The 26,346-nt window shown below is 45.4% G+C and carries 26 protein-coding genes and 1 tRNA gene (1 of these 27 cut by a window edge); 13 read left to right on the top strand and 14 right to left on the bottom strand.

What is annotated here, in order from left to right:
- Window positions 1–5: 5 nt before the first annotated feature.
- On the bottom strand, window positions 6–2,153 hold the full coding sequence (gene topA, locus FGU46_RS07590; RefSeq protein ID WP_286473639.1) for a DNA topoisomerase I: 2,148 nt from the start codon (window positions 2,151–2,153) through the stop codon (window positions 6–8).
- Between the two features lie 172 nt (window positions 2,154–2,325).
- Here topA and FGU46_RS07585 point away from each other — a divergent pair, with 172 nt between their 5' ends.
- Entirely contained in the window at window positions 2,326–2,853 is a 528-nt protein-coding gene (locus tag FGU46_RS07585; RefSeq protein WP_286473637.1) for a metallophosphoesterase, read from the top strand.
- A gap of 58 nt (window positions 2,854–2,911) precedes the next feature.
- Window positions 2,912–3,526 carry an RlmE family RNA methyltransferase gene (locus FGU46_RS07580; protein WP_286473635.1) on the top strand — a complete coding sequence of 205 codons (615 nt, stop codon included), beginning with the start codon at window positions 2,912–2,914 and terminating at the stop codon, window positions 3,524–3,526.
- A gap of 14 nt (window positions 3,527–3,540) precedes the next feature.
- Here the strand turns inward: FGU46_RS07580 and FGU46_RS07575 are convergent, their stop codons facing one another.
- Entirely contained in the window at window positions 3,541–3,975 is a 435-nt protein-coding gene (locus tag FGU46_RS07575; RefSeq protein ID WP_286473632.1) for a hypothetical protein, read from the bottom strand.
- Between the two features lie 318 nt (window positions 3,976–4,293).
- Between FGU46_RS07575 and mcm the strand changes: the two genes are divergently transcribed.
- The 5 genes from mcm (at window position 4,294) to FGU46_RS07550 (ending at window position 9,159) form a co-directional block, all read left to right on the top strand.
- A complete protein-coding gene (gene mcm, locus FGU46_RS07570; protein WP_286473629.1) occupies window positions 4,294–6,315 on the top strand; it encodes a minichromosome maintenance protein MCM in 2,022 nt (673 codons plus the stop codon).
- 74 nt (window positions 6,316–6,389) lie between these two features.
- Window positions 6,390–6,797 carry a translation initiation factor IF-2 subunit beta gene (locus FGU46_RS07565; protein WP_286473626.1) on the top strand — a complete coding sequence of 136 codons (408 nt, stop codon included), beginning with the start codon at window positions 6,390–6,392 and terminating at the stop codon, window positions 6,795–6,797.
- Window positions 6,798–6,820: 23 nt separating this feature from the next.
- A complete protein-coding gene (locus FGU46_RS07560; protein WP_286473624.1) occupies window positions 6,821–7,876 on the top strand; it encodes a 60S ribosomal export protein NMD3 in 1,056 nt (351 codons plus the stop codon).
- Between the two features lie 45 nt (window positions 7,877–7,921).
- Entirely contained in the window at window positions 7,922–8,887 is a 966-nt protein-coding gene (locus FGU46_RS07555) for a tyrosine--tRNA ligase (RefSeq protein ID WP_286473622.1), read from the top strand.
- Window positions 8,888–8,943: 56 nt separating this feature from the next.
- Window positions 8,944–9,159, top strand: a complete 216-nt coding sequence (locus FGU46_RS07550) for a hypothetical protein (protein ID WP_286473619.1) — start codon at window positions 8,944–8,946, stop codon at window positions 9,157–9,159.
- A gap of 6 nt (window positions 9,160–9,165) precedes the next feature.
- Here FGU46_RS07550 and FGU46_RS07545 read toward each other — a convergent pair whose 3' ends face one another.
- Window positions 9,166–9,579 carry a hypothetical protein gene (locus tag FGU46_RS07545; protein ID WP_286473616.1) on the bottom strand — a complete coding sequence of 138 codons (414 nt, stop codon included), beginning with the start codon at window positions 9,577–9,579 and terminating at the stop codon, window positions 9,166–9,168.
- Window positions 9,580–9,684: 105 nt separating this feature from the next.
- Here FGU46_RS07545 and FGU46_RS07540 point away from each other — a divergent pair, with 105 nt between their 5' ends.
- On the top strand, window positions 9,685–10,338 hold the full coding sequence (locus tag FGU46_RS07540) for a diacylglycerol/polyprenol kinase family protein (protein WP_286473613.1): 654 nt from the start codon (window positions 9,685–9,687) through the stop codon (window positions 10,336–10,338).
- Window positions 10,339–10,420: 82 nt separating this feature from the next.
- Window positions 10,421–10,990 carry a nucleoside/nucleotide kinase family protein gene (locus FGU46_RS07535; protein ID WP_286473610.1) on the top strand — a complete coding sequence of 190 codons (570 nt, stop codon included), beginning with the start codon at window positions 10,421–10,423 and terminating at the stop codon, window positions 10,988–10,990.
- Between the two features lie 15 nt (window positions 10,991–11,005).
- Here FGU46_RS07535 and FGU46_RS07530 read toward each other — a convergent pair.
- The 5 genes from FGU46_RS07530 to FGU46_RS07510 form a co-directional block, all read right to left on the bottom strand.
- Window positions 11,006–11,078 (bottom strand) — tRNA-Ala (locus tag FGU46_RS07530).
- Window positions 11,079–11,095: 17 nt separating this feature from the next.
- On the bottom strand, window positions 11,096–11,818 hold the full coding sequence (locus FGU46_RS07525; RefSeq protein ID WP_286473607.1) for a CDGSH iron-sulfur domain-containing protein: 723 nt from the start codon (window positions 11,816–11,818) through the stop codon (window positions 11,096–11,098).
- A gap of 34 nt (window positions 11,819–11,852) precedes the next feature.
- A complete protein-coding gene (gene tmk, locus FGU46_RS07520) occupies window positions 11,853–12,428 on the bottom strand; it encodes a dTMP kinase (protein WP_286473603.1) in 576 nt (191 codons plus the stop codon).
- Window positions 12,429–12,433: 5 nt separating this feature from the next.
- Window positions 12,434–13,273 (bottom strand): UbiA family prenyltransferase, encoded by an 840-nt coding sequence (locus tag FGU46_RS07515; RefSeq protein WP_286473601.1) that lies wholly within the window; start codon window positions 13,271–13,273, stop codon window positions 12,434–12,436.
- A 77-nt stretch (window positions 13,274–13,350) separates the two neighbouring features.
- Complete coding sequence (locus FGU46_RS07510; RefSeq protein WP_286473598.1) at window positions 13,351–13,836, bottom strand: gamma carbonic anhydrase family protein; 486 nt, start codon at window positions 13,834–13,836, stop codon at window positions 13,351–13,353.
- A 90-nt stretch (window positions 13,837–13,926) separates the two neighbouring features.
- Here FGU46_RS07510 and FGU46_RS07505 point away from each other — a divergent pair, with 90 nt between their 5' ends.
- Window positions 13,927–16,503, top strand: coding sequence for a U32 family peptidase (locus tag FGU46_RS07505; RefSeq protein WP_286473596.1), 2,577 nt, complete (start codon window positions 13,927–13,929; stop codon window positions 16,501–16,503).
- Here the strand turns inward: FGU46_RS07505 and FGU46_RS07500 are convergent.
- Window positions 16,500–17,327: a sulfite exporter TauE/SafE family protein gene (locus tag FGU46_RS07500; protein ID WP_286473593.1), complete on the bottom strand. Its 828-nt coding sequence runs from the start codon at window positions 17,325–17,327 to the stop codon at window positions 16,500–16,502. The genes FGU46_RS07505 and FGU46_RS07500 overlap by 4 nt on opposite strands.
- A 260-nt stretch (window positions 17,328–17,587) precedes the next feature.
- On the opposite strand from FGU46_RS07500, the gene FGU46_RS07495 reads away from it, so the two are divergent.
- The gene (locus FGU46_RS07495) at window positions 17,588–19,495 is read left to right on the top strand and encodes a MutS-related protein (RefSeq protein WP_286473590.1); all 1,908 of its coding nucleotides are present in this window, start codon (window positions 17,588–17,590) and stop codon (window positions 19,493–19,495) included.
- A gap of 43 nt (window positions 19,496–19,538) precedes the next feature.
- On the opposite strand, the gene FGU46_RS07490 is transcribed toward FGU46_RS07495, so the two are convergent.
- The 3 genes from FGU46_RS07490 to FGU46_RS07480 all read right to left on the bottom strand — a co-directional run bounded on the left by FGU46_RS07490 (window position 19,539) and on the right by FGU46_RS07480 (window position 21,557).
- Window positions 19,539–20,045, bottom strand: coding sequence for a PRC-barrel domain-containing protein (locus FGU46_RS07490; protein ID WP_286473587.1), 507 nt, complete (start codon window positions 20,043–20,045; stop codon window positions 19,539–19,541).
- 70 nt (window positions 20,046–20,115) lie between these two features.
- Window positions 20,116–20,700, bottom strand: coding sequence for a zinc dependent phospholipase C family protein (locus tag FGU46_RS07485; protein WP_286473584.1), 585 nt, complete (start codon window positions 20,698–20,700; stop codon window positions 20,116–20,118).
- Between the two features lie 134 nt (window positions 20,701–20,834).
- On the bottom strand, window positions 20,835–21,557 hold the full coding sequence (locus FGU46_RS07480) for a hypothetical protein (protein WP_286473581.1): 723 nt from the start codon (window positions 21,555–21,557) through the stop codon (window positions 20,835–20,837).
- A gap of 112 nt (window positions 21,558–21,669) precedes the next feature.
- On the opposite strand from FGU46_RS07480, the gene FGU46_RS07475 reads away from it, so the two are divergent.
- The gene (locus tag FGU46_RS07475) at window positions 21,670–22,248 is read left to right on the top strand and encodes a DUF429 domain-containing protein (RefSeq protein ID WP_286473579.1); all 579 of its coding nucleotides are present in this window, start codon (window positions 21,670–21,672) and stop codon (window positions 22,246–22,248) included.
- Between the two features lie 285 nt (window positions 22,249–22,533).
- A complete protein-coding gene (katG, locus tag FGU46_RS07470) occupies window positions 22,534–24,702 on the top strand; it encodes a catalase/peroxidase HPI (protein WP_286473577.1) in 2,169 nt (722 codons plus the stop codon).
- Window positions 24,703–24,768: 66 nt separating this feature from the next.
- Here the strand turns inward: katG and FGU46_RS07465 are convergent, their stop codons facing one another.
- Window positions 24,769–25,413, bottom strand: a complete 645-nt coding sequence (locus FGU46_RS07465; RefSeq protein WP_286473575.1) for a TetR/AcrR family transcriptional regulator — start codon at window positions 25,411–25,413, stop codon at window positions 24,769–24,771.
- Between the two features lie 20 nt (window positions 25,414–25,433).
- Window positions 25,434–26,346 carry the 3' portion of a glycosyltransferase gene (locus FGU46_RS07460; protein ID WP_286473573.1) on the bottom strand. The gene runs 290 nt beyond the window's last position, so 913 of the gene's 1,203 nt are visible here — the last part of the coding sequence; its start codon lies beyond the right edge, outside the window; the stop codon is at window positions 25,434–25,436.

The raw sequence follows: 26,346 nt of genomic DNA, 5'->3' as shown, positions 1-26,346 counted from the left end.
TATATTCAAGATTTTTCCTGAACTTTCTCTTCATCCTCCTCCAGAGAACGGGTGTATCGACAGCGGGGGAATCCGCTGCAACCTACAAATTCACCGTAACGACCCAGACGTTTCAGGAGATCTTTTCCACAATCCGGGCAGACACCCACCACCTCATTTTTAGGGGGCTCTTCACCCTCCCGGCCACATTTGGGATCCAGACACGCCCTCTGTCGGGGTTTGCCGAAGGATATCATTGGTAGACCACATTTCTCACAGGTGGCCTTAAGCACGTTAGCTCCCTGGGGGAGTGAATAGGTTGATTTACATTCTGGGTAGGCTGAGCATCCCACAAAGGTTCCGCCCCGGGGCGAATTTATGGTGATCAGGTTTCCGCCGCACTTGCAGGATCCCACCACCATGCTCTCCCGGTAGGCCTGATAAAGTTGTTCCCCGATTTTAAGCTTGTTCTTCTCGATATCATCCAGTATAGAACTGACTTCCACCCGGGCCTGTTGGATGATATCATCCTTATCTGTTTCCCCACTCATTATACCTTCCATTCTGGTTTCAAACTCTCTGGTTAGCTCTTCACTGGTTATTTTTTCTGAATATTCCTTAAGAGTGTCGATGAGATGTTCACCTAACTGGTTGACGGTGATCTTCTTACCCTCCACATATTTACGGTCATAGAGGATGGAAATAATATTAGCACGGGTTGACTTGGTCCCCAGTCCACGTTTCTCCAATTCTCTTATTAAAGAAGCCTGGTTATACCGGGCTGGAGGTTTAGTTTCCTTTTCTTCGGAATCCACCTTTGCTTCCAGTTTTTCACCTTCTTTTAAGGAGGGGAACTCGTCATTCTCAACCTTGCGGAAGGGGTAGTGCTCTTTCCATCCCATCTTGGCCATTCTCTTACGGCTGAAGGTGAAATCCTCATCACCTATCTTCAGATCTGTTTTCATGGCTTCCAGGATGGCGTTTTGACCAAAAACGCTTATGAAACGATGAACAATCAGTTCGTAGAGTTTCTGATAATCTCGTCCGAGTTTGTTTGGTAAAACACCGGTGGGGTGGATGGAAGGGTGAGCAGCGTCAGTTTTCTTACCCTCACGTGGCTTTAGAGGTTTTTTAAGTTTCTTTATATGTTTAGCGAAACTGCTATTTTTACTGAGTTTACCGAGTATCTTCTGATATCCTATGCTGGCCGGTAACTTCTGGGAAGAAGTACGTGGATAGGATGTGTATCCTTCGGTGTATAGATTCTGGGCGATGGACTGGGTCTTCTTGGGGCTGAAACCAAAGACGGAGTAGGCCTCGGACTGAAGAGTTCCCAGATCAAAGGGTACTGGTGGTGATTGGGCGGTTTCCTTCAGGCTGATCTTGTCCACCACTGCATCCTCACCCTGACAATGGGCCAGAATATCCTCTGTCTTTTTTTTATCGAAAATTTTGCCCTGTTTATGATCAGCAATTATTCCCAGACCCAGATCAGCCTTGATAAGCCAGTAGGGTTCGGGTTTGAACTCTTTAATCTGCTTCTCACGATCCACGAGTATGGACAGAGTAGGAGTCTGCACCCGGCCAGCTGAAAGCTGGATGTAACGGGAAGTGGCAGCCATTACCGAATCAGTGAGGTACTTGGAAATGTTAACTCCGAAAAGGAAATCCAGGACATGACGAGCAATCCCACTATCCACCTGGTGGAAATCCAAGTCAATGGGGTTATGGTAGGCCTCCAGAAGGTCCTCATCAGTGAGGGTGGAGAACTTCATCCGCACCGCTTGTTCCACACTTTTATCGCCACAGGCATATTTAAGTGCGTTGAAACCGATGAGTGTTCCCTCAATATCATAATCGCAGGCATGAATGAATTTATCTGCATCTTTAGAGAACTTCACAATGGCATCGATGTAGTTTTTAACATATCGCTTGGACTTGTCCTTGGTGTGCAGGGGGACCCATTCCACCTCAAATATTCGCCCGTTTTCCTTTTTAAGGGGAGATAATGAGTAAAGGTGACCTACTGCTGCTAATATGGTGGTTTTCTTCCCATTCTCTTCAATTTCATAGTATGGAACCCTTTTGTAGTTCTTCTTTTCCGCATAGCCCGGAAGGGCCTGGGATATCTTCTCGGCGGCCTTGGGCTTCTCGCAGATGATCACTTCATGCATAACATCACTTGAAAAAATATTGTGTAATAATAATATGGCAGGTTTAATAATATAGCAGGTTTTTCACCTACCAGATATAGTAAGTTGACATATATATAAATACTAAGAATAGCACAAGCAATAAAACCTAGCTCGACCTTGATCAAGCACTGCAGAGATTAAAGGAGATAGAATGTTAATAGGCGTTATATCCGACACCCACATCCCAGAGAGGGCCTCTGAAATTCCTGAAAATGTTTTTAAAATATTTAAGGACGTGGATATGATATTACACGCCGGAGATCTTATTTCTCTAGAAATCAAGGATATTTTAAACAACATAGCCCCCACCACCTGTGTCCAGGGAAATATGGACCGCTACTATGGTACTAAACTTCCGGAAAGAGAATTAATAGAAGTAGGGGGGGTTAAGATTGGTCTTAATCACGGCGAAGTTTATCCCCGGGGAGATACCCAGCAGCTCCGTTATATTGGCCTGGAGATGAAAGTAGACGTACTGATAACCGGTCACACCCACTATGCCTTCGTTAATCAGTTGAAGGACCTGTTGCTGTTGAACCCGGGAAGTCCCACCGTACCCCGGCTATCGGATCCATCGGTGATGCTGGTGGAAGTGGATGAGGGAGAAGTGGAGGCTCAACTAATTAAAATCGGCGAATCACCCTGCAAAGCACTGAACTACCAGGCTAGAGGAGTTTAATCATATATTTTACTAGATTGAAAGAGAACTAAAAAAATAAGGCTAATAGAGGATTTTTATGGGTAAAAGATGGAATCAGGAGCGAAAGGAAGACCCTTATTATCAGAAAGCAAAAAAGGAAGAGTACCGTTCCCGGGCATCCTATAAGCTACTCCAGTTAAATAAAAAGTTCAAGATCATACGTAAAGGGGACCGAATACTGGACCTGGGAGCTGCTCCCGGTGGTTGGTCTCAGGTAGCTCTGGAAGCGGTGGGGGAGGAAGGTCGGGTGGTGGCGGTGGACCTGCAAAGAATCCGGCCCTTTACAGAAGAAAATTTTAAGAGTATTAAGGGAGATTTTACCACCCGTGAAGTTAAAGAAGAGATTATATCTGCTTTAGAAGGGCAGGCTGCAGTCATCCTGTCTGATGCCTCCCCTAAACTCTCGGGTATTAAGGATGTGGACCAAATGCGCTCCATGGACCTGTTCCAGGCGGTGATGGAGATGTGTGATTCCACCTTAAGGTACAATGGTAGTCTGATTATGAAGTTATTTCAGGGACCACAATTTCCAGAAATGTTGAAAACAGTTAAAAAGAAATTCAGGATGGTTAAAACCACTAAACCGCCTTCATCCCGTAAGAAGAGTGTGGAAATGTATCTGGTAGCCAGGGGTTTTCGCGGAACCAGATGAATGTTCCCTTCTCTCTACAACATGTCCCGGGCAGTACTTAAACTGGTTTTTGCGTTCTGCAACTGGGTTCTAGCGATATTAAGTCGGTTCTGTATTTCCTGGGGCGACTCCCCAGCCGACATGGCACTTTCCACGTCGGTGATGGCCGATTGAGCCTTCACTAGTTCTAATTCAGCATTTACATAGGCTTCCTTCAGGTCCTCGTTGCCACTGGCATCCACTGATGTCTTGGTACTATCATACTGGGCCTTCAGATTCGAATAATCAGATTTCAAGGCGGTTAACTGTTCATAATTTTCTCCACTGCTGGCATCAGTGGATATTAAGGATGATAATGACTGGAAGCCAAGGTAGGCTATGATAGCAATGGTGATTATTATCATAACCACCCCTAACACCGATATGGTCATAGAGGTAGCTTTAAAGAGATTTAATCTGGATCTTTTCATGTTTGATTCGCCTCTTCAGTAAGACTAGATGATCATCTAGTGGTTATTTAAATTTGCTTAATATCAATAGCTTATTTTTATCATTTATATTTAGAGATTCAACTTCATAGATTTAGAGATTCAACTTCATAGAAATTCAACTCGTAGAGGGAGTATACAAACTCCCCTAGTGTAGATATACCGAGTCCATCTCTTGAGGGTGTATACTGACTCCTGAGTGGTTAAGGTGGCCTCATCCAAAATTTCAACTTTTTTTACACTTGAAATGCACGTCTCCGTCTCTAAATATTTATAGCAAGAGGGAGTAATGATTGTTCAATGGAAATCTCAGCCCAAGAAACAACCAACAAAACAAAAACATCCATAGCCAAATTCGAGGAGTTTTTCGGCACTAAATATAAAGACACCGTCTTTGAAGCTCTGGAAAAGTATCCGGAAGAGCGTTCGGTAGTGGTGGACTACAATGAACTGGAAATGTTCGACCCCGACCTGGCGGATCTTCTGATTGAAAAACCAGAGGAAGTGCTTAAAGCTGCTCAGCTGGCCATACAGAACATAGATCCTCTCCGTAAAAACGCTGAACTTCATACTCGTTTTCAGAATTTGCGAAATAATATTCCTCTGCGTGATTTAAGGAGCAAGTACATTGGGAAGTTCGTGGCCATTGATGGTATCGTGCGTAAAAGCGATGAAATAAGGCCCCGAATTGTTAACGCCACCTTTGAATGCCGCAGCTGCATGCGCCTGCACGAAGTTAACCAGACCAGTAATCTAATCAGTGAACCAGCACTCTGTCAGGAGTGTGGAGGGCGTTCCTTCCGTTTACTCCAGGAAGAATCTGAATTTTTGGACACACAGACCACCAAACTCCAGGAACCCCTGGAAAACTTATCGGGTGGTGAACAGCCCCGACAGATAGTGGTGGTTTTAGAAGATGACTTGGTGGACACCATCACTCCAGGAGACATAGTCAGAATCACCGGCACCCTCAAGACGGTCCGGGATGAAAAGACAAAACGCTTCAAGAACTACATTTATGGTAACTACATCGAATCCAAGGAACAGGAGTTTGAGGAGCTGGAGATTAGTCCTGAGGACGAGCAACAAATTATTGAGATGTCCAAGGACCCCAAGATTTATGATAAAATTATCAAATCCACCGCACCATCCATTCAGGGTTATAGGGATGTTAAGGAAGCCATCGCTCTCCAACTGTTCGGTGGCTCAGCCAAGGATCTGGAAGATAAAACCCGGATCAGGGGAGATATACACATCCTTATTGTGGGGGATCCCGGTATCGGAAAGTCTCAGATGCTGAAATACGTTTCTAAACTGGCGCCCCGTGGTATTTACACCAGTGGGAAAGGTACCAGCGGGGTGGGTTTAACTGCCGCTGCAGTTAGAGACGAACTGGGAGGATGGAGCCTGGAAGCTGGTGCCCTGGTACTGGGGGACCGTGGTAATGTTTGTGTGGACGAGCTGGACAAGATGCGCCCTGAAGATCGGTCGGCCATTCACGAGGCCCTGGAGCAGCAGACGATCTCCATTGCCAAGGCAGGGATCATGGCCACCTTAAACAGCCGTTGCTCGGTTTTAGCCGCCGCAAACCCTAAATTCGGACGTTTTGATCGTTTCAAGTCTGTGGCCATTCAAATAAACCTGCCACCCACCATTCTTTCCCGTTTTGACCTGTTGTTTGTGGTGGAGGATAAACCAGACATGGAGAGGGATAGAAAACTGGCTAGCCACATCCTGCGCATACACCAGGAAAATACGATACCATTCGAGATTGAGCCGGAGCTGCTGCGCAAGTACATTGCCTACGCCCGTAAGGAAGTCCATCCTAAACTAACCGACGAAGCAGTGGAGGTCATCCAGGAGTTCTACGTAGGTATGAGGGGAGGTTCCAGTGATGATGAAGACGAAGCTTCTCCTGTACCAATTACGGCCCGACAATTGGAGGCTCTGGTACGTTTATCCGAGGCCAGTGCCCGTATAAGACTCAGTCCCGATGTAACCGCCTACGACGCTAAGCGGGCCATTAAATTACAGCAAGACTCCCTTAAACAAGTAGGATATGATCCAGAAACAGGTAAAGTCGATATTGACAAGGTTGAAGGACGTACCCCCCAATCCGAGCGGGATAAATTCCGCATAGTCATGGAAATCATCAAGGAGCTTACTGACGACTATGGTGGACACGCTCCCAACAACATGCTTATTAAGGAAATGGAAGATAGATACAACATGAATAAGGAGAAAACTGAAGAGATTGTCCGGGTCCTGAAACGCCAAGGACTGATCTTCGAACCAAGCACCGGCTACTACAAGGTAGCCTGAATTTTATTCTCCCTTCACTAAATACAGTTAACTTATGCGATTTTTAGATGATTTTAAATCAGAGGAGGTATTTAATGACTGATTATGAAGAATTATTAGACCGTGCCGTGGAACAGTTGCCCCAGAAGGTGCTGGAGACCAAACGTTTCCAGGTGCCCAAGGCCTATTCCATGATACAGGGAAACCGGACCATGATCCAGAACTTCTCAGAGATTGCCGATGCCATGAACCGGGACCCTCAGCACCTCTTGAAGTTTTTACTGCGGGAACTGGGTACTGCTGGAAACCTGGAAGGTACTCGTGCCATACTCCAGGGAAAATTCACCCATTACCTCATAAATGAACGTATAGATGACTACGTGAAACGTTTCATTATGTGTCATGAATGTAACCGGCCAGATACCCGTATCGTCAGGGAAGACCGGGTTTTCCTCTTAAAATGTGAGGCCTGTGGGGCTAAAGCGCCTTTGAAAACACTTTAAACTATTTTTTTAAAGATTCTAACATGTTTTGTCCCCAATGCGGCAGAGAGGATGAAGAACTCTACCAGGGGCTTTGCCGCCATTGTTTCATTAAGGAAACCCCGCTAATAAGCTGCCCCGACGAGGTGGAAGCCACTATCTGCGCTCACTGTAATTCCACCTTCCAGGCTGGTAGGTGGACCGATTCGGATTTGGATCCTGAAGAGCTGATGGTGGAAATCCTAACTGAATCCGTTGAGCCAGCTGAGGGAGCCGAATACGTGGACCTTTCTTTTAAGATAATTAACCAGCGAGGATCTAAGTGGGATGTGCTGGTTCGTGCTCAGGGACGCCTTCTGGGGGAAGAGACGGACCAGGAGTGCCAGGTATTGGTTAAAATAAAAAGATCGGTGTGTCCGGATTGCAGTAAATATGCTTCCGGCTATTATGAAGCAGTGATACAATTACGGGCAGATAAACGTCATTTAGACCCTGCTGAAAAGAAAATAGCTGATTCAATCCTGAAAAGTCAGCTACAAAAACTGGTGGAAAAGAACCGGATGGCCTACCTGGTGGACCGGGTGGAGATTAAAGAAGGTGTGGACTACTACATCGGATCCTACAAAGCCGCACGGAGCCTAGTTAACGGGCTGAAAGATAGCCTGGGAGGTGTAGTAGGGGAGTCACCCCGCCTCATGGGTAGAGACAAATCCGCAGGGAAAGATCTGTACCGGATCTGGATATCGCTACGGCTTCCCAGCTTCCAGAAGGGAGATTTCCTGGACCATAGCGACTCAGTGGGTCGGGTGATAAATCTCGATGGTAGAGGCATACTTTTAGAGGATCTTGAATCTTTAAAACTGCATGCCATTCCATGGAAGGATTATCCTCAGTTGGTGAAGGTTGCTGACTCGGATATGGTTAAAAAAACTACAGTAACCAGTTTAACCCCCCATAAAATACAAATACTACATCCAGATACATATGAACCACTGGACCTAGATTTAAAGCCGTATATGGATGATTTCAAGATAGGTGGAGAGGTGGAGGTGGTAGAGATTGACCACCGAATTTACGTCCTTAAAAAAGGATGTACGTAACTGAATTTTTACTAACTAGTTAAGCTTATATTGGAAGGTGAAAAAATGGACCTGGAGTCTAAAGTTAATGTAATAAAGGAAGGGGCCCTGGAGGTCGTGACTCCTGATGAACTCAGGGAGAAGCTTAACCAGGAAACGGTTACAGCCTACATTGGATACGAACCTTCAGGAAAGGTTCATCTCGGCCATGCCATAACTGTTAAGAAGATGATGGCCCTGCAGAAGGCAGGTGTTAAGGTTAAAATTCTTCTAGCTGATCTTCATGCCTATTTGAATGGTAAAGGAAGCCTTGAGGATATTAAAAAGGTTTCAGAATACAATAAAAACTGTTTTTTAGCTTTAGGACTCTCGGAAGAAACTGAATTTGTTATGGGTAGTTCTTTTCAGACCAATCCAGATTACACCATTCTGGTTTATCAGTTAGCCCTTTCCACCACTTTAACCCGGGCCAAGCGTAGTATGGCCCAGATCACCCGGGATGCAGAGGACCATCAGGTGGCGGAGGTCATCTATCCCCTGATGCAGGTGGTGGACATGCTGTTTCTGGAGGTGGACCTGGCCGTAGGGGGTATGGAACAACGTAAAATTCATATGCTAGCCCGGGACAACCTTCCCCGCCTGGGCTACCCTGCACCGGTGTGCATTCACACTCCGCTTCTGCATGGTACTGATGGCTCCGAAAAGATGTCCTCCAGTAAGGAGAACTTCATCGCCATTGATGACGAGCCGGAAGTCATACGGAAGAAGGTTAAAAAATGTTACTGTCCAGCTGGTGAATTAGAAGGGAATCCCGTTCTGGAAATGGCCGAACATTTCATATTCAGCGATAGAGAAACCATACTCATCCAGAGGCCTGAAAAGTTTGGGGGAGATCTCAATCTTAATCAGCCAGAACTACTCCAGATGTACGGTTCAGGAGATTTACACCCCCTTGATCTGAAGAACGCCGTGGCGGATCATCTGGTTAAGATTTTAGAGCCAGTGCGCAGGCATCTGAGTTCAGTGGACTAATCAGAATATAAATTAATGGAATATGGATATTTTAGAATTAATAACTGGTGAATTTTATGGAAGAAGAAATGATGTACGAAATGCGCCTCCCCCCGGGGGTTACACAGAAAATGGTTGCCCAGGTAATTACAGATTTTGAACTTGAAATAAAACACACCGAAACAGGCCCTCTACTCTACGGGAAAAAAGAGAACCTTGAAAAAGCTCAGGATTACATCATAAAGGCCCTTAACGAGCGACTCCGCGAACTGGAAGAAGGCCATAAAAGATAGTTTATTTCATTCCAGCCATTCCATGACTTCCGAGGCAATGTCCTCGGCAATGTCTTCGATATGGCTCTGGTCACTCCAGGTGCACATCTGGGTCAAAGATAAGCTGCCTTCACCACTGTAATCGCTATCATCGGTCCAAACATCCTTTTCAGAATCGATACAGAAAGTATAGTCTTTTTCCTTATTCTCTCCAATTATTTCCCAGTTCTCAGAGTCACGGAGCTCCCAGTACCAGAAATAGGTTATTCCACATTCTTCCTGAGGGTCTTCCTCACAAAAACTTTCTTCCCGATCGTAACCAACAATAAGGACCTTGTTATCATCCAGGAAGATGTGTTTCTCATAAACCTCTTCTTTTTCAGGTATTTTTTCCAGTTCGGTCTCGGTTATCCTTTCAGCCAGTTCATTCTTGGTTATCATACTAACACCATCTTGAAACTATGATATGAGCCCTTAACTTGTGCAGTATTTTTTTTAAATTCAAATCCACTTATAATATATACCAAAACAACTTGATAAAATTTTATGACACCAAATGATATTCTCGGACTCGTATTCGTCTATGGGTACGTTATCATTTTACTACTGATATCAGGAAAGTTTCTGGGAAAATATGTAAATTTCAGTCGTAAATTTCTGCATATCATGGTGGGAAATATTCTCTTCATTCTACCCCTCTTCGACACCTGGTGGGTGATGACTTTCCTGGCTGCCGCCCCTTTTATTGTTTTAACCTTTTTAATGAGCCCCTACTCCCCCGTTAAGAGCATCAGAAATAGGATGTCCGAATCGGGGCATGGTCTGGGCTTAGTTTATTATGCCATCTCCTGGACCGTCCTGGCCCTCATCTTCTTTAACCAGCCCTGGATCATAGCGGTAGGCATAGCTGCCATGTCCTACGGGGATGGTATGGCATCTTTAATTGGAATGAAATATGGTAAAAAGAAATACAATATAACCGGGGATGTTAAGAGCGTAGAGGGGTCTTTAACCATGTTTCTGGTACTGTTGGGAACTCTGTGGATGGTGTTAATCTACTACGGAGTAACAGCCACCCCCCTGGTTATTGTGGCCGTGGCCATGGTGGCTACCATCTTAGAAGGAATAACTCCTAAAGGGCTGGACAACCTTTCAGCCAGCATAGGTGCCGTGGCCACTTATCTGCTGATGACAGGATGATGAGGCTAAAAAACATTAGTTTAGCGGAAAATGATAAATCTGTTCCTATAAATTGAATCTTAAAAAACTGAAATGTGATAAATTGCGTTTTATAGTCGTGGACGGACTGGATGGGTCGGGTAAGAGTACCCACGCCCAGATGATTCATCAAAAGTATCTGGAGAGGGGTGAGAATGTAATCCTCCGGGAACATCCCTCTAATGACAATCACTACGGAATGCAGGCCAAGGAGGCCCTTTTAGGTCGGGGAAAGATTAACAAGATAAAAGCAGCATTTTATTATGCCCTGGATGTTATTCGTTCCGTGAGATTGTACCATCAGGAGGGGGAAACCCTCATCATGGTGCGCTACCTGATGGGAGTGACCTATCTACCCCTGCCCCTGGCGAAATTGCTGTACCGCATCTTCACAGCAGTGCTTCCCACCTCTGATTACATGTTTTTTCTGGATCTAAAACCTGAAGAGGCTCTTAAAAGGTTGTCGGAACGGGACGAAGAGGAGATGTTTGAGAACCTGGAAGATCTTACCGAGGTAAGGGATAAAGCCCTGCAACTGGTTAAAGGATGGCACATCATCAACACCGAGGGAAGTATTGAGGATGTGCAGCAGAGGATTGATTTAATATTGGAAGAACTGAATTCAAGAAATTAAAAAATATATTAGGAGTGGACTGGGCGGGATTTGAACCCGCGGCCTCTGCCTTGCGAAGGCAACGCTCTACCGACTGAGCTACCAGCCCTAAAAGATTAGAAACAACTACTTTTCATCCAGCCCCCACTTCTTGCGGAACTTAAGCTTCTGTTCGGCGTTCATCCAGTGACTGCCATCACAGTAGGGCTTGTTCTCTGATTTACCACAACGACACAGGGTCATACGATTACGAACCTCGTATACCTTTCCGTCGGAGGATTCCACCGGGATGCTTCCCCGGACCCAGATGGGGCCTTCACAATTTTTCTGGGGATCATGAATGAGAACTAGGGATGGTTCGAACTCCTTTTCAAATGCTTCGCCAGTTTCCTTATCCCACAGCACCAGTCTACCCGAGGGGCAGATGGTGGCCTCTTCAATGGCCATTTCTCTGGCCTCAGGATCATCGGATTTCTTTATAAGTTCCCGTATACCTCCTGATCTCAGGCAAAACCGGGAATGATCGCAGAATTCATGGGCATCGGTTAGTTTTAACTGGGGTCCTTCAAATACTTCCGCCTTCTCCAGGTAGGACTTACGATCCGCAGTTTCGGTGCCATCAAAACCAACTTCACTATGGGTGCCATCACAGAAGGGCTTATCCATTGATGCTCCACAACGACACAGACTGTAGACCTCCCGGCGGGGGTGTTCTTTCACTTCAGTAAGCTCCTTGGTGTGGCCTCCTTCATCGGTGACCAGTTTCTGTTCATGAAGCGGTACCCCTCCCTTAACCAAGTAGGGGCCGTCTTTTACTATTTTAATCTTATATCCCTTTTTATCAGCCATACTACCCACTCCTACAAAATTAATTTAGATATTCTCATACACACCTTCCTATTCGGGGAGATAAGATGATTTTAATATCCTCATGAACCTTCCTAACCCCATTGTTGGCGTTGACCACCAAAAAGTTGTTTTTCTGGGCCAATTCCAGATAATTTTCTCTTACCTTCTTTAAGAATTTGGGGTTCTCAAAGTGGTCCTTTCCCTCAAAACGAGAAAGAGCCTTTTTTGCATCCACATCCAGTAGTATGACCAGGTCCGGTTTTTTAATATATCTGTTGATCTCCAGTATCCACTCCGGATCATCCTGATAAGCCAAGCTGGAATAAAAGGAACGATCACTGATTACTATTTGACCCTGCTTCTCCGCATTTCTAATTTTATCCATTAGAATCATCCGGTCTGCAGCGAACAACAGACCCAGTATCCTCTGAATGTGGGGAGTGGTGGCCTTGGAGTCGGTTAACATTTCACGGATGAGCAGTCCGGGAGGAGATTCTGTGGGCTCAAAAACCCTAAAAACCTCTAATCCACATGTCTCCAGCCATTCTCCCAGCATAGCTAGCTGGGTGGACTTTCCAGACCCATCAATTCCTTCCAGACATACGTACATATCATTCACCATAATAATGACCATAAGTAGGGGGATCCGGCTGCGAATGCCAGGAATGTTACGCCCATCCCCATCTTAATCTTTTTTGAGACATTTCTAGTGTTTTTAACCGACTGATCCTTCAATACCCTCACCGCTCCATAGAGAAAGATCAGAATGGCAGGAATGAGAATTATCAGGTAGAACCAGGTGAAGACCCCCCTAATATATAGTAAGGGGCTGGCTAAGCTGGCGATGATCATGAAAAACGCCGCTAACTTCGAAGAAACAACATTTCCATACACTATGGGTAAGGTGGAGGCTCCCTCTGCCTGATCCCCCTTCACATCCTCCATATCCTTCACAATCTCCCGGGCCATGGTCATCAGGAAGGCAAAAAAGCCCAGATAAATTGATACCATGATCTGATCAACTACAATGCCCCCAAATACGAAACATAGACCAGTTAGGAATGATATGGCCAGATTACCAACGATTAGCATTCTTTTAAGGCAATATGCGTACCACATCATCATAAGTGAACTTAAAAGAGCAATAGCTCCTAGGATGGTGTTGATGAGGAAGGCCAGTATTATTCCCACCATAAACAGGGCAGAAGAGTATATTCCCGCAGTTCGGAGTGGAATCCGTCCGGAGGGTATAGGCCTTTCAGGTTTGTTAATGGCATCAATTTTATGATCAAAATAGTCATTGATGGAGTTCCCCGCCCCGGTTACGATGAACACCACTGCACCCGCTAGGAATACGTCCATGGTGAACTGGCCACTTATAATGGCCATTAATAAGATGGCCACCACTGCCATAAGAGCATTAAATGGCCTTAAAATCTCTAGGTAAGCATTCATGGGATCACAATCTTTAATGACTAATCTAAAGTAGATCAGGAGCTTTATAAAAATTAGGAGTTCGGTTAATTATAAAACTATCTGCTATCCCCCTGCTTAGAAGTTAAATTTTTTTCTCTGGAAAGTTCCACGTACCTTAGAGCGTTATCCTTGATCCTGCTGATCTCCTCTTGCCCCAATTGCCTCACTGCCCGAGCAGGAACTCCCAGTATCAAACTGCCCTCTGGAAATTCTTTACCTGCAGTTACCAGGGCGCTGGCCCCCACGATGCTGTTTTTTCTAATGACTGCTCCGTCCAGGATGGTGGAGTTAATGCCGATGATACAGTTTTCCTCGACGGTGCAAGCATGCACCACTGCCGAGTGGCCTACTGTAACAAAATCACCTATTTTGGCAGGAGAATGAACTACACTGTTATCCTGGATATTTGAAGACTCACCAATGGTAATACTCCCCATATCCCCCCTTATAACAGCGTTGTACCATACCGAAGAGTTTTGACCAATTTTAACTTCACCCACAATTTTCGCGCCAGAGAATAGTTTAACTGTCCTGTGAATCATAAAATCCAGCCTCTATCTATAGTATATGAACCCGAAGGCAGATAACAATGACTAGCAATCCAGGAAGTTATGTCTTCCAGGGGGAGGATCATGTCCAAAAGGTTTATACACGAACTTTTAGCACCAGCCGGTTCCATGCCCGCCCTTAAAGCAGCAGCTTCGGTCGGTGCAGATGCAGTGTACCTATCCAGTCAAAAATTTGGGGCTAGACATTATGCTGATAATTTTAGCACCACAGAACTGGAAGATGCATTCAAATACGCCCACCTTAGGGGTTTGAAGGTTTATGTAACGGTAAACACCCTCCAGAAGGATGATGAACTAGTTGAAGTAGCGGATTATCTGTGCTGGCTCTATGAAAAGGGGGCCGATGGAGTGATTGTCCAGGACTTAGGGGTGGCTGGTTTAGCCCGGGATCTGGTTCCCAAACTCCCCCTCCACGCCTCTACACAGATGACCATCCACAACCAGGAAGGGGTAAAATGGGCGGCTGATTTTGGGTTTAAAAGAGTTATCCTGGCCAGAGAAATGGATCTGGGTGAAATAAAAAGGATGCCCCGTGAACTTCAGAAACGGGTGGAGATGGAAGTGTTCATACACGGAGCACTGTGCTATTCCTACTCGGGCCAGTGTCTTTTCTCGTCCCTGATTGGGGGTAGAAGCGGCAACCGTGGTATGTGCGCCCAGCCCTGCCGTAAAATTTACCAATTAGTCACTGGCCAGAGAGACCAGTACGGAAAGCCAATAGAACTTACTGAAGTACCCCTGGAGGGGGATTATCTGCTCTCTACCCGGGATCTTTCCGTGTACCCCTACCTGGAGGAAGTGGTCAATTCCCCTATTTCTTCCCTGAAGATTGAAGGCCGAATGCGTTCACCGGAATACGTGGCCCTGGTAGTAAGTACCTACCGTAAAGCCCTGGAATCAATTAACAAAGGGGTTTGGAAGCCCCAAAAGAGTGATATTGAAAATTTAAAGCTGGCCTTCAATCGAGGATTCACCAGGGGCCATATCCTGGAAGCAAATGTGGGAAGTACCATGGAAAGGAGAAGTCCTGGAAATAGGGGGCTGTATCTGGGTCAGGTGACCCACTGGGATCCGGTTTCTCAGATGGCCACCCTGAAGCTGGAAAGTTCCAACCTTCCTGAACAGGGGGATGGCCTGGTTTTCACCACCAGTACCGGGGAGAAGATGGTGGGAATGAGGCTTGACAATACACCACCCCTGAAGCAGGGCAGGGCGCTTATAAAGCCTCCTCGGAGGGTTCAGCCCGGGTATAAAGTGTTCATGACCCGTAAAGATGCTCTTCAGAGGTGGGCTGCCGGTTTAATAAAAAAATCGGTACAGCCCATCATTAGTCTGGATCTACAACTGACATGGGATGATGAGATTATACCAGTTATAAAAGGACAGATAATCACTGTTGAAGGTGATAAAATTCATATAACGTACAGGGCTAAGTTTGCCATGGAATCAGCCAAAAAACGTCCCCTGAGTGAGACACAGATCCGTGAACAGTTGCTAAAAACAGGAGGCACCATCTTCAACATCCGATCTTTGCAAATTGATTATCCTGGCGGTTTATTCTCTCCGTTATCCAGTTTAAACCGTTTAAGAAGAGATTTCCTGGAAGAGGTGGAGGAGATGTTGATTGACCGCCACCAGCCGGATAGTGTGGAACTGAAACCTATCCAGTATAATCTTAAGAGAATGAAAAAAGAGTTAACACAGGATTTACAGGTGCCGGCCCTCCCCTCAACTCCAAACATGGTGGCCTGGATCTCGGATCTGGAATCGCTATCTAAAGCTGTGGAGGGGAATTGTAAACTAGCCTACCTTCAGGTTCCCATAAATCTAAAGTCCAATAAGGAGGCTCGAAAGCTCCTAAAGTCAATAAAAAAAGCCATTAATATAGTTGATGATTCCGAGACCGAACTGATCTGGAAGTGGCCTTTAATCACCCCCCACAGTCTTTTAAAAAAGTTAGACCCCATTCTAAATGAATTAGTTGATCTGGGCCTGACAGGAGTTATGGTGGATGGATTGGGGGCAGCTGAAGTGGTTAATACTCGTGAAAGATCCTTGAAGTTATATGGTTCTACTGGACTTAATATCTGGAACCATCGGACCATAAAGGAGTTGGTAGAAACTTTCCAGGGCCTAACTATTTCTCCTGAACTCTCCATTGACGATCTGAAGAGTCTTACCCGTTTAAAACATTCCAGAAGGTTGGCTACAAAAATGGAGATCCTAGTCCAGGGCAACCAGGAGGTACTGATCAGCCAGGACACCCTGGGCCCAGCTGAAGAAAAGACTAAGTATGATGATAACATTTTCTGGGGGATCAAGGATAATAAGGACCACATATTTCCAGTAAGATGGGGCCCAGAAGGTCGTACCCACATATTTAACTCAGTGGAACTCTGTTTAATTGATCATCTGCCCCGCCTCCTGAAGATGGGCTTTGATGGACTGGTTATTGATGCCCGGGGAAAGCCAGCTCTTTACACCGAAGAGATGACCGGTTTATACCAGGAAGCTCTGAAGATATGCCTGAGGAAACCTTCAAATCTATATAATAGTCTTAGAAACCTGAAAAAGGAGGTAAAAATGAGATCAACTGGAGGAATTACCAGTGGTAACATCTTAAGGGGAGTGGTGGATTAGAGGGGAAGGTTAAGCCATTCAAAGATCCCCATCATTTTTAGGGAAATGTAAACCAGGACCACGATGAATATGTACCTTAGATGTTTTCCAGGGAGCCTATGCGAAGTAATAACCCCTAACTGAGCCATGGGGATGCTGGTCAAAGCCAGGGCCATAAATTGTACCAGGTTCACGTATCCCACAGAATATGGGGGTAATCCCTGGACAGAAAGACCCTGTAAAATGTATATGATAATTCCACCCATGGAGGATATTATGATGACAACCGTGGAGGTCCCAATGGCCTTGTGAATATCGAATCTTAATAGAAGGGTCAATATGGGCACCATTATCACCCCACCACCAATACCCAGCAACCCGGCGATGAGGCCAACTAGAAATCCCCAGAATAAATATGAAGAGTCTTTATGGGTTTTTTCATCTTTTTTTTGAGGTAAATGGGTCCGGAGCATCCACAGGGCACTGACGAAGATCACCATTCCGGATATTATTCTTAAAACTTCAACCGGCATATTGGTCGCCAAAAGAGCCCCTAATAATCCCCCTATAAACCCGGTTATCCCCATAATTAAAGCGGGTCGGATAAGTACCGCACCTTTACGTTTATGACCCCAAGCACCGCTGATGGTCGTGGGAAGGATGACCGCCAGGCTTGTGCCAAAGGCCACCCGGATGGCTATGTTTGGATCCACACCTAAAGCCATCAAGAGGAAGAACTGTACTGGCCCCATTATGAAACCACCCCCCACACCCAGCAAGCCCGAGGTGAATCCCACCAAGACTCCGGTCAATGCTAAAATCAGAAGGTAAACTGTTAAATCCATCTTTTAAAGATCTCCCCTTTTATCAGCCAGGATTAGAATTTAGTTGATTACTTAGCTTACTTTATCTTTAACTTTCTATTAATAATCTATTAATTGTCTACCGTGGGTGAAAATTGATTAAACGCTTGCGATAGACTAATTTAGAGGATTAATTAATTTGGTAATCTTTAAAAATGTTCCTGAGATTTCGATGGAAGCAAACTCTAACACGATAAAATCATTAATAGGTGGAAGATCAAGGATATCTAAAGGTGTAAGATTTGGAATTGCGTAATATCAAGGGTATTGGGGAGCGGATGGCCCAACGTATAGAGAGGGAATTCGGGGGTGAAGATGCATTCCTGGAGGCAGCTCTTAACTACGAGGTGGATCGGCTGGCTCGCATTGAGGGGATCAGTCAACGTCGGGCTGTAGAGATAATCAACGAAGTTCTCGGTAATCCTACCCAGAAATTTCTAAAAACGGAACGAGCCATTCAGCTCTATGAAGACATCATTAAAAAGATTCTTGAACAGGCCAGTTCCGACTATGCCCAGAATCGGGTTCTACTTCTAAGTCCAACCAAGGATCTCAAAAAAATCCGGGAAAGACTGGATAGGGTAATGGAAGCCAAAGAGATTGTGGGAAAACTGCCGCAGAAGGATATCCAAAAGCTTTTGAAAAGGATAAACCACCTGAAAAATCCAAGCCCCCGGGTTGAACCAGGACAGGCCCTTTTAGTTGAGAGTAAAAAGGATTACGAAACTCTTTTAGAACGAGAACTCCACCGTTACATCTCCATTATGACCCTGGATGAATTAGAAAGCATTCATGAGTACGAACTGGTGGTTTACGCTTATAACGACGGTTTTTTAGAAATGGATGATGCCCCTAATATGGCTATGGTGCCCCTAGATGCTGCAGATGGGGAACTGGTGCCGGGTAAGGTGCTCTCCTACTACCAGCTCAACCAGGACATCATTGAAAACGCAGCTAAGCTAAGGGATATGCTAGGCTGGAGTTCTATCCTGCCGGATGTGATGGGCATCCTGAATTCTACAAAGTGCAGTCAAGTGGATGAGGCCAGCTTCAACCAGGCCGTGGATGAGGCTAAGGCCACCGCCGACCAGAAGATGAAGGACGCCATTAAAAGGGTGGAGTTATCCGGCCAGGAGGTCTTAGATCTTCTAAACAGTGGGATGCCAGAGAAGATCAAGGATATCCTAGATGAGGTTCTGGAAGAGGCCCAACAGGAAATCTACACCAAAACTGGCCGTAGTTTTAACCCCTTTCTGGCCAAGTATCCCCTGGAAGTTGATGATGAAGAGATGGATCGGGTCCGGAAACAGGAGATTGGACGACAACAATTAAAAGCCTTCGAACACAGGGTGACGGCGGCTAAAGAACTTTCTTTGTTACAGGAAAAGGTTGAAAGGGAGGTTAAAGAAGTCCTGGAGTTTGACTACCAGTTCACCCTGGGGAGCTTTGCCCATAAATACAATCTGCAGGAACCGGTCATCACCGATGGTTTCGGCTTTGAAGAAGCTATAAATCTGGATCTGGCCCTTTACGAGAAATCACAACGAATAAGTTACCAACTCCAACATCCAGATAACGTGGTGCTGTTAACCGGGGCCAACAGCGGAGGAAAAACCACCTTACTGGAGACCCTGGCCCAGATATCCATACTAACCCAGATGGGACTGCCGGTTCCGGCGACGATGGCCCGGGTGAGGTTGATTGATGAATTATATTTCTTTTCCAAGAAGCGTGCCCTAGATGCCGGTGCCTTTGAATCCTTTCTTCGGAACTTTATACCAATAGCCACCCATGATACAGATAAATTGGTCCTACTGGATGAGCTGGAAGCCATAACCGAGTTGGAGGCAGCGGTGAAGATCATATCCAGTTTCATGGACCTCATCCGGGATTCGGGAAGTCATGCTGTGATCGTCACCCACCTGGCCCGGGAGATACTTAAATATACCCAGGTGCGTGTGGACGGCATCGAGGCCAGTGGACTGGACGAAGAATATAACCTGGTGGTGGACCGAACCCCAAGGATGAATTATCTGGCCCGCAGCACGCCTGAACTCATCCTCCGGAGGGTTTATGAGAAGTCAGACGGAAAAGTAAAAGATATCTATGGGAAGATGCTGGAACTTTTTGAATCCCAGGAAGATAAGTAAAAAAAATTCAATTCTAAAAAAATAGGAGAAGATAATAATCTAGTTAATCTCCTAAAAGCTCTTCTACCCTATCCTTTTTCATTTCCAGTATAACATAATCGCCTATGTGCTTAATATCCTCATCAGAGATCATTAAATTCTTTTTACGGAACGCAGAACCAGTGGAGATTACGACATTATGAATCAGGCAGCCCTTGGGGTCGATGAGCATATCCTCCACCTTACCAATGATCATGGCATCCTCGGACAGTACCTCCTTCCCTAGGAAGGTTTTCAACAGGTCACCCTCCAGGGGCAGTTGTTCTATTTTATCCACTTTGCCCTTGGCTTCGATACCCACCTCATCCAGGGTAAGCTGCATGTAATCCCCTATTTCAGCGATCTCATCACTAACCACGGCAAAGTAGTTCTTTTTAAGGGCGGAGCCTGTTCCCACAATGACCTTATCCACCAGACATTTTTTTATGGTCACCGAAATATCCACCACCTTTCCAACTTCCCGGGCTTGCTTGTCAATTACCACAGTTCCTATAAACTCTGTTGCTTTCATCCTAATCTACCTCCATACAGATCCAATTCACCATATAACCTATGACTCTAGATCAAAAAAATAATATTTATTAAATTCGATTATTGATGGCCACATAACATGCACTGGCCGCCCGATTAAGATCAGCTTGTACGTAAGAAGGATCTCTGTTGGTCATCCAGCTGTTCCAACTGTATTGTCCCTTTAGATGACCATTGGCCATGAGAGTTTTTAGATTCCCGGATTTATAAGTTAGTTGGGGAGTTAGTAAAGTAGCTTGGACTTCATATAAAGTGTGATATCCCGTTGTGGCACTTACACAGTGAGGGGCGCAGAAGCTGTCGGATACATAATGGGAAGCCACCCCAAAGGAGTAACTGGCCTGTTCATAGTCTCCATTTTTATAGGCTAACTCTCCACGGTCTAGCCAGTAATCTACCTTAGTATAGCTGGCCGGATAGTGGTGATAACTGAAGTCGAAGAATTTGAAGTCAGGATCATCCGAGCCGCTTCTCATTATCTCCAAACTCAGATTTTGTTGAGCATCCGTCGGTAGGGAATAATATACTACATCCACTATGTCATCATGGGTAACAGTGGTCCAGGCCACAGCGGTGGGTGCCTGTATAAGGGCGAACATCAAAACTAGAAGCAGACTTGCTAAGATTTTTATCATGATAAATACCGGTAAACGTGTTGATAATCTATTTGAAGAATATGCATTTTAATATGATTTTTAATTAAAGATTTGTTAATTTCGATTAGGATATAAAGTTATCGCTTCCTAAAGTTTCTATTGTCAATCGATACTCAAGTTTCTTCATCTGAATTGGCGGCTGCAAATTCTATTTCGGCTTCCAGTTCTTCAACTATGGTGGGTTCCTTTCCCTCCCTCTCCGCCCTCTTAATGAGCCACACTCCTAACAGGGCCCCCAGAAGGGCGCCGAAAAGATCATACCATAGGTCCTGCATAGTATCATTTAGGGGAGGGGCAAGATTAGAACCCTGGGTAAAGCCAGTTGGGAGCCATTCTCCTACCACAGGATACAAAATCTGGTCATAAAAATATTCTGACATCTCCAGGGCCGCACCCGTGCCCATGACCACCATGACAATGATGGCAAACATGACTCCCAGACTGGCCTGCAGACGGCCCAGGGCGTAAAAGGTGTAGATGATCATCATCCCAATAAGACCCAGAACAGCCGGTACCAGGATGTGCATGAACTTATCATAATAATCGAAACGGGTATAGAAACTATTGGCATCAGCCAGGATCAGCTCTAAAAATACTACCAATAAAAAAAGAATCTCTATCTCCACTGGAATATGGCATACGCGGTTGGCGGTGACATATTGTGGCCAGGTGATAATGGCCAGGGCTATAAAAGCCAGCACACCAAAAAATACCTCGCCAACGAGTATCGCGGCCACTGCACCAATAATTAGTATAATGCGCAGGAACCATTTTAGGTATTGCTTCCAGGGCCTTATTTCGCCAAAATCAGGGGGCATGGCGCAAGATTTACTCATTCTCTTTTCACCTTAACTAGATCATAATTGTATAGTTACATACCTTTATAAATCTGATATTAAATTTATGTTTACCGACCAGTTCTAAAAAGGGTAAGTAAAAATGTGTATAATGGGAATAGACCTTGCCGGCATGGAAAAGAACCCCAGTGGTATCTGTATCATTGAAGGGGATAATATCCTCCTTAAAACTAGTTATACAGATAAAGAAATCATTGAAACAGTGCAGACGTCTCTTCCTGAATTGATTGTAATTGACGCCCCATTATCCCTTCCTCGGGGCCGATGCTGCCTGGAAAAGGAATGTGTATGTGCATCGGGGGGACATTTTCGGCAGTGTGAAGTAGAAATACGGCGTTATGGCCCGGTTCTACCCCTTAACTTTCGGGGTATGAAGATGTTGACCATGCGGGGCATCTCCCTCAAGGAGAAACTGGAGGGTTACACCTTACTGGAGACCCATCCCCGTACCGTTCAGAAGATGCTGGGAATTACCGATTTAATCCAGTATGTTAAAGATCGTTTTGAGCTTGATGTTAAGCCCAGTGCACATGAGTTAGACGGTTTTCTGGCAGCCTTAACCGGTCTTTCATACCTAGAGGATTGTTACATGGAATTAGGTGACCCGCAGGAAGGCACCATTATTCTTCCTGAGAAGGATTGCGCAATTCTTCTAGAAATCATTAAATGAGGATGGGTATTCTTTCTAAAATCTTTTAACTTTTAATTCATTCCCTCCTTGGAGGAGTGATCTTTATTCCATATTCCGAAACTCTCTTCCAGTTTTATATTTATCTTATAAGCATGTCGAAGAAAAAATTTTATAGAACTAAGTTCTATATAGAAATAGATTTTTAAAACCATAAAAATAATTCTAAAGGAGATTTATATAGTAATTAAGATCTAAAAAACCAAGAATTCCCAGTTTGTAATTTAAATCGATGATTTAGAATGAGAAAGAAGTGGGTGAATAATTATGGATGAAAATAGCAAACAAACTGCTAGCCATGGTGCAACGAACCTTGACTGGTGGCCTAACCAGTTGAATCTCGACATACTGCGCCAGCATTCCTCGAAGTCAAATCCGATGGGCGAAGATTTCAACTACGCTGAAGAATTCAAGAGTCTCGACTTCGGAGCCTTGAAGAAGGACCTGCATGAACTTATGACGGATTCACAGGACTGGTGGCCGGCGGACTTTGGCCACTATGGACCTTTATTCATCCGCATGGCGTGGCACAGCGCCGGTACCTACCGTGTCAGCGATGGTCGTGGAGGAGGGGGCAATGGTAATCAGCGCTTTCCACCTCTAAGCAGCTGGCCTGACAACACCAACCTCGACAAGGCACGCCGACTGCTCTGGCCCATCAAACAGAAGTACGGCCGTAAAATTTCCTGGGCCGACCTCTTGATTCTCGTCGGTAATGTCGCCCTGGAATCCATGGGTTTTCAGACCTTCGGTTTCGGTGGCGGGCGTGAGGACATCTGGGAACCGGAGAAGGATATATACTGGGGTTCCGAGAAAGAGTGGCTTACAGACGAGCGCCATACCGGTGACCGGGAACTCGAGAATCCCCTCGCAGCACTGGAGATGGGCCTGATTTATGTAAACCCGGAAGGCCCCAACGGCGAACCAGACCCCATTGCGGCGGCGCATGACATCCGAGAGAGCTTTAGTCGCATGGCCATGAACGACGAGGAGACAGTGGCCCTCATTGCGGGTGGCCACGCCTTTGGGAAGACTCACGGTGCAGGCGATCCAGAGTGTGTGGGCCCGGAGCCAGAAGCCGCTCCCATCCAGGAGCAGGGCTTGGGCTGGAAGAGCAGCTTCGGCACCGGTAAAGGCAACGACACCATTACCGGCGGCCCGGAAGTTATCTGGACCAACACGCCCACCACGTGGGATAACAACTTCTTCCGGATCTTATTTGAATTCGAATGGGAGCTGACGAAGAGCCCAGCCGGTGCCTACCAGTGGAAGCCGAAGGGTGATGCAGGCGTCGATACCGTTCCTGATCCCCATGACCCGTCAAAGCGTCGCACCCCAGGCATGCTGACCACCGACCTCTCCTTGCGGTTCGACCCCATCTATGAAAAGATCTCACGGCGATTCTACGAGAACCCGGACCAGCTTGCAGACGCCTTCGCCCGTGCCTGGTTTAAGCTGATCCACCGTGACATGGGGCCACGGACCCGCTATCTCGGCCCGGAGGTACCGGATGAGGAGCTCATCTGGCAGGACCCCATCCCTACCGTTAATCACGAACTGATCGATGAAGAAGATATCACCACCCTTAAGGGCAGGATACTGGCTTCTGAACTGTCAGTTTCAGAGCTGGTCTCCACCGCCTGGGCCTCAGCATCCACCTTCCGTGGCTCCGATAAGCGTGGCGGTGCCAATGGTGCCCGCATTCGCCTGGCACCACAGAAGGACTGGGAAGTAAACCAATCAGACCAGCTAGCCAAAGTACTCGAGGTACTGGAGGGCATCCAGAGCGAATTTAACGAAGCCCAGTCAGGCGATAAGAAGGTGTCGCTGGCCGATCTCATCGTTTTAGCTGGTTGTGCGGGTGTGGAAGAGGCTGCTCGAAATGCTGGCCTCGATGTAACGGTGCCCTTCACACCGGGACGTATGGACGCCCTGGAGGAACAGACCGATGTGGATTCTTTTGCCGTTCTTGAACCGGTCGCAGACGGCTTCCGCAATTATCAGAAGACTCAGTACGCTGTTAGGCCCGAAGAGTTGCTGGTGGACAAAGCGCAACTTTTGACTTTGACCCCTCCTGAGATGACGGTTCTCATTGGAGGCATGCGTGTCCTGAATGCCAACTTTGAAGGGTCCCAGCATGGTGTCTTCACTAATCAGCCCGAGACGCTCACCAATGATTTCTTCGTGAATTTGTTGGATATGAGAACAGAATGGACTGCATCCCCGGATGACGATAATGTGTTCGAAGGGCGGGATCGATCTACAGGTGAACTCAAGTGGACCGCTACTCGGGTGGACCTCATCTTCGGTTCAAACTCCGAACTTCGGGCCTTGGCGGAAGTCTATGCCTGTGAGGACTCCCAGGAGAAGTTCGTCCACGACTTTATAATGGCTTGGGATAAGGTTATGATGCTGGACCGGTTCGATTTGGCCTGATGGTAAAAACGAAGATCAATAAGTTAAATCTTTTTAATTTTTTTTCTTTTTACCAAAAAAAGCTTATTAAACGACCATTTCCCTGAATGCATTACTAATAGTACCACTTTCTGTCCCTAAAATTCTTTCAACAAAATCGAAAATTACCATGAATTTCCTTTTAATTTCATCAGGGTTATGATCAGCACTATCTATTCCCTGTAAAACCATGCCTGAGATCCCATTAAATGCTTTGGCAGCGTCTTCCGGATATGAAGTGTTGAAAATCCCTTCCTCAACACCTTCTTTAAATATGTGGGCTAATGGTGCTACTGTTTGAAGAGGTATTCTTTGTTGGAATTTACGTTGCAGGTGAAGGTTCTTTTCATCATGGACGTACTGCATGATACCTATTGTATCACCACTAAATGACAATGAAAAATGGAAAATTTTTACCAGTTTTTCTATAGGATTTAGATTTTCGTCTTTAGAGATTTTTTCCATGCTTTCGACGATAATACTGATATATTTGTCAGTTATTTCGTCTAAAACTGCTTCTTTGGATTTAAAATAATAGTAAAAAGTGCCCTGAGCAACTCCTGCTATTTTTACGATGTCACTGACCATGGTCTGTTCATAGCCCTTCTCGAGAAATAGTTGTTCAGCAATATCGCTGAGCTCTTTGTGTCTTTCTTCTGGACTCTTGGTTACACGAATAAAATCATCCCCCATTGAATATACCTAATTGATAGCTATTTTCCATTTGTATTTGTTGCAGATTCGATTGCCCTTACTGCACTCTTCAAACCATCTTCTTCGCGTGTTTTATGACCTAATTTCACAGCATTTTCCCTAATTAGATGATTATCCAGAGCTTCTACAATTGCCTTAGACAATTTATCCGCGGTAAGCTCCTTTCTAGGTATGGGGCGCGTTGCAACTCCAAGAGAATGAATACGCTCGGCCCAGGCAAACTGGTCAATCATATATGGCACGGGAATAGAAGGCAACCCTGCTTTTAGTACTTCAGCAGTCGTGCCCAGACCACAGTGATGAACAACACAAGAACAATAACCAAACAACCAATCGAAGGGAATCTCATGAACCAAATAAATGTGATCTGGAATTTTACCCGCATACTTTTTTGTATTTAGGATAATCGCCCTGGAACCTGTTATCCGGACTGCTTCAAAAAGAATCTTCAAGAGCGAAATATTATCTTCTTCACTCCAACCTGCAGACCCAAAACTAATGAATATTGGTTTTTCGCCGTTTTCTATAAACTTTTGAAGATCTTCGGGAGGAAAATAACTTGAAGGAACCTCCAAATACCAATAACCTGAAATTACATTCTTAGATGTCCAGTTATCACTTGGCTTAACTACATGCTGACTCATTGGTAAAAGTATCAATTGAGGATTGTTTGATTTACTGGAAGGGGGAGCACCTATTTCTTTCCTGAATTGCTCATATTTTTTCCCTATTAAGAAATATAGGGCTATTTTTTCCACCATTAATCCCATATTTAGTCTCATATTTTTGGAAAATTTCTTCTCTGCCATGGTGGGATCGATTACCACACTGATAAAGGTTTTATTTGCCTTATCGGCTTCAGCTAGACCAAAACTCCCATATCCTATTATCACATCATAAAGAGGGCAGAGT

Source organism: Methanobacterium sp. CWC-01 (assembly GCF_030323845.1).
Lineage (GTDB): Archaea > Methanobacteriota > Methanobacteria > Methanobacteriales > Methanobacteriaceae > Methanobacterium > Methanobacterium aridiramus.
Note: the sequence above shows the minus strand (reverse complement) of the source record. Positions and strands in the feature narration are given on the sequence as shown.

Excerpts from the sequence above, each read along its gene's own strand:
- topA (WP_286473639.1), bottom strand. The coding sequence starts at position 2,153 with ATGCATGAAGTGATCATCTGCGAGAAGCCCAAGGCCGCCGAGAAGATA.
- FGU46_RS07585 (WP_286473637.1), top strand. The coding sequence starts at position 2,326 with ATGTTAATAGGCGTTATATCCGACACCCACATCCCAGAGAGGGCCTCT.
- FGU46_RS07580 (WP_286473635.1), top strand. The coding sequence starts at position 2,912 with ATGGGTAAAAGATGGAATCAGGAGCGAAAGGAAGACCCTTATTATCAG.
- FGU46_RS07575 (WP_286473632.1), bottom strand. The coding sequence starts at position 3,975 with ATGAAAAGATCCAGATTAAATCTCTTTAAAGCTACCTCTATGACCATA.
- mcm (WP_286473629.1), top strand. The coding sequence starts at position 4,294 with ATGGAAATCTCAGCCCAAGAAACAACCAACAAAACAAAAACATCCATA.
- FGU46_RS07565 (WP_286473626.1), top strand. The coding sequence starts at position 6,390 with ATGACTGATTATGAAGAATTATTAGACCGTGCCGTGGAACAGTTGCCC.
- FGU46_RS07560 (WP_286473624.1), top strand. The coding sequence starts at position 6,821 with ATGTTTTGTCCCCAATGCGGCAGAGAGGATGAAGAACTCTACCAGGGG.
- FGU46_RS07555 (WP_286473622.1), top strand. The coding sequence starts at position 7,922 with ATGGACCTGGAGTCTAAAGTTAATGTAATAAAGGAAGGGGCCCTGGAG.
- FGU46_RS07550 (WP_286473619.1), top strand. The coding sequence starts at position 8,944 with ATGGAAGAAGAAATGATGTACGAAATGCGCCTCCCCCCGGGGGTTACA.
- FGU46_RS07545 (WP_286473616.1), bottom strand. The coding sequence starts at position 9,579 with ATGATAACCAAGAATGAACTGGCTGAAAGGATAACCGAGACCGAACTG.
- FGU46_RS07540 (WP_286473613.1), top strand. The coding sequence starts at position 9,685 with ATGACACCAAATGATATTCTCGGACTCGTATTCGTCTATGGGTACGTT.
- FGU46_RS07525 (WP_286473607.1), bottom strand. The coding sequence starts at position 11,818 with ATGGCTGATAAAAAGGGATATAAGATTAAAATAGTAAAAGACGGCCCC.
- tmk (WP_286473603.1), bottom strand. The coding sequence starts at position 12,428 with ATGTACGTATGTCTGGAAGGAATTGATGGGTCTGGAAAGTCCACCCAG.
- FGU46_RS07515 (WP_286473601.1), bottom strand. The coding sequence starts at position 13,273 with ATGAATGCTTACCTAGAGATTTTAAGGCCATTTAATGCTCTTATGGCA.
- FGU46_RS07510 (WP_286473598.1), bottom strand. The coding sequence starts at position 13,836 with ATGATTCACAGGACAGTTAAACTATTCTCTGGCGCGAAAATTGTGGGT.
- FGU46_RS07505 (WP_286473596.1), top strand. The coding sequence starts at position 13,927 with ATGTCCAAAAGGTTTATACACGAACTTTTAGCACCAGCCGGTTCCATG.
- FGU46_RS07500 (WP_286473593.1), bottom strand. The coding sequence starts at position 17,327 with ATGGATTTAACAGTTTACCTTCTGATTTTAGCATTGACCGGAGTCTTG.
- FGU46_RS07490 (WP_286473587.1), bottom strand. The coding sequence starts at position 20,045 with ATGAAAGCAACAGAGTTTATAGGAACTGTGGTAATTGACAAGCAAGCC.
- FGU46_RS07485 (WP_286473584.1), bottom strand. The coding sequence starts at position 20,700 with ATGATAAAAATCTTAGCAAGTCTGCTTCTAGTTTTGATGTTCGCCCTT.
- FGU46_RS07480 (WP_286473581.1), bottom strand. The coding sequence starts at position 21,557 with ATGAGTAAATCTTGCGCCATGCCCCCTGATTTTGGCGAAATAAGGCCC.
- FGU46_RS07475 (WP_286473579.1), top strand. The coding sequence starts at position 21,670 with ATGGGAATAGACCTTGCCGGCATGGAAAAGAACCCCAGTGGTATCTGT.
- katG (WP_286473577.1), top strand. The coding sequence starts at position 22,534 with ATGGATGAAAATAGCAAACAAACTGCTAGCCATGGTGCAACGAACCTT.
- FGU46_RS07465 (WP_286473575.1), bottom strand. The coding sequence starts at position 25,413 with ATGGGGGATGATTTTATTCGTGTAACCAAGAGTCCAGAAGAAAGACAC.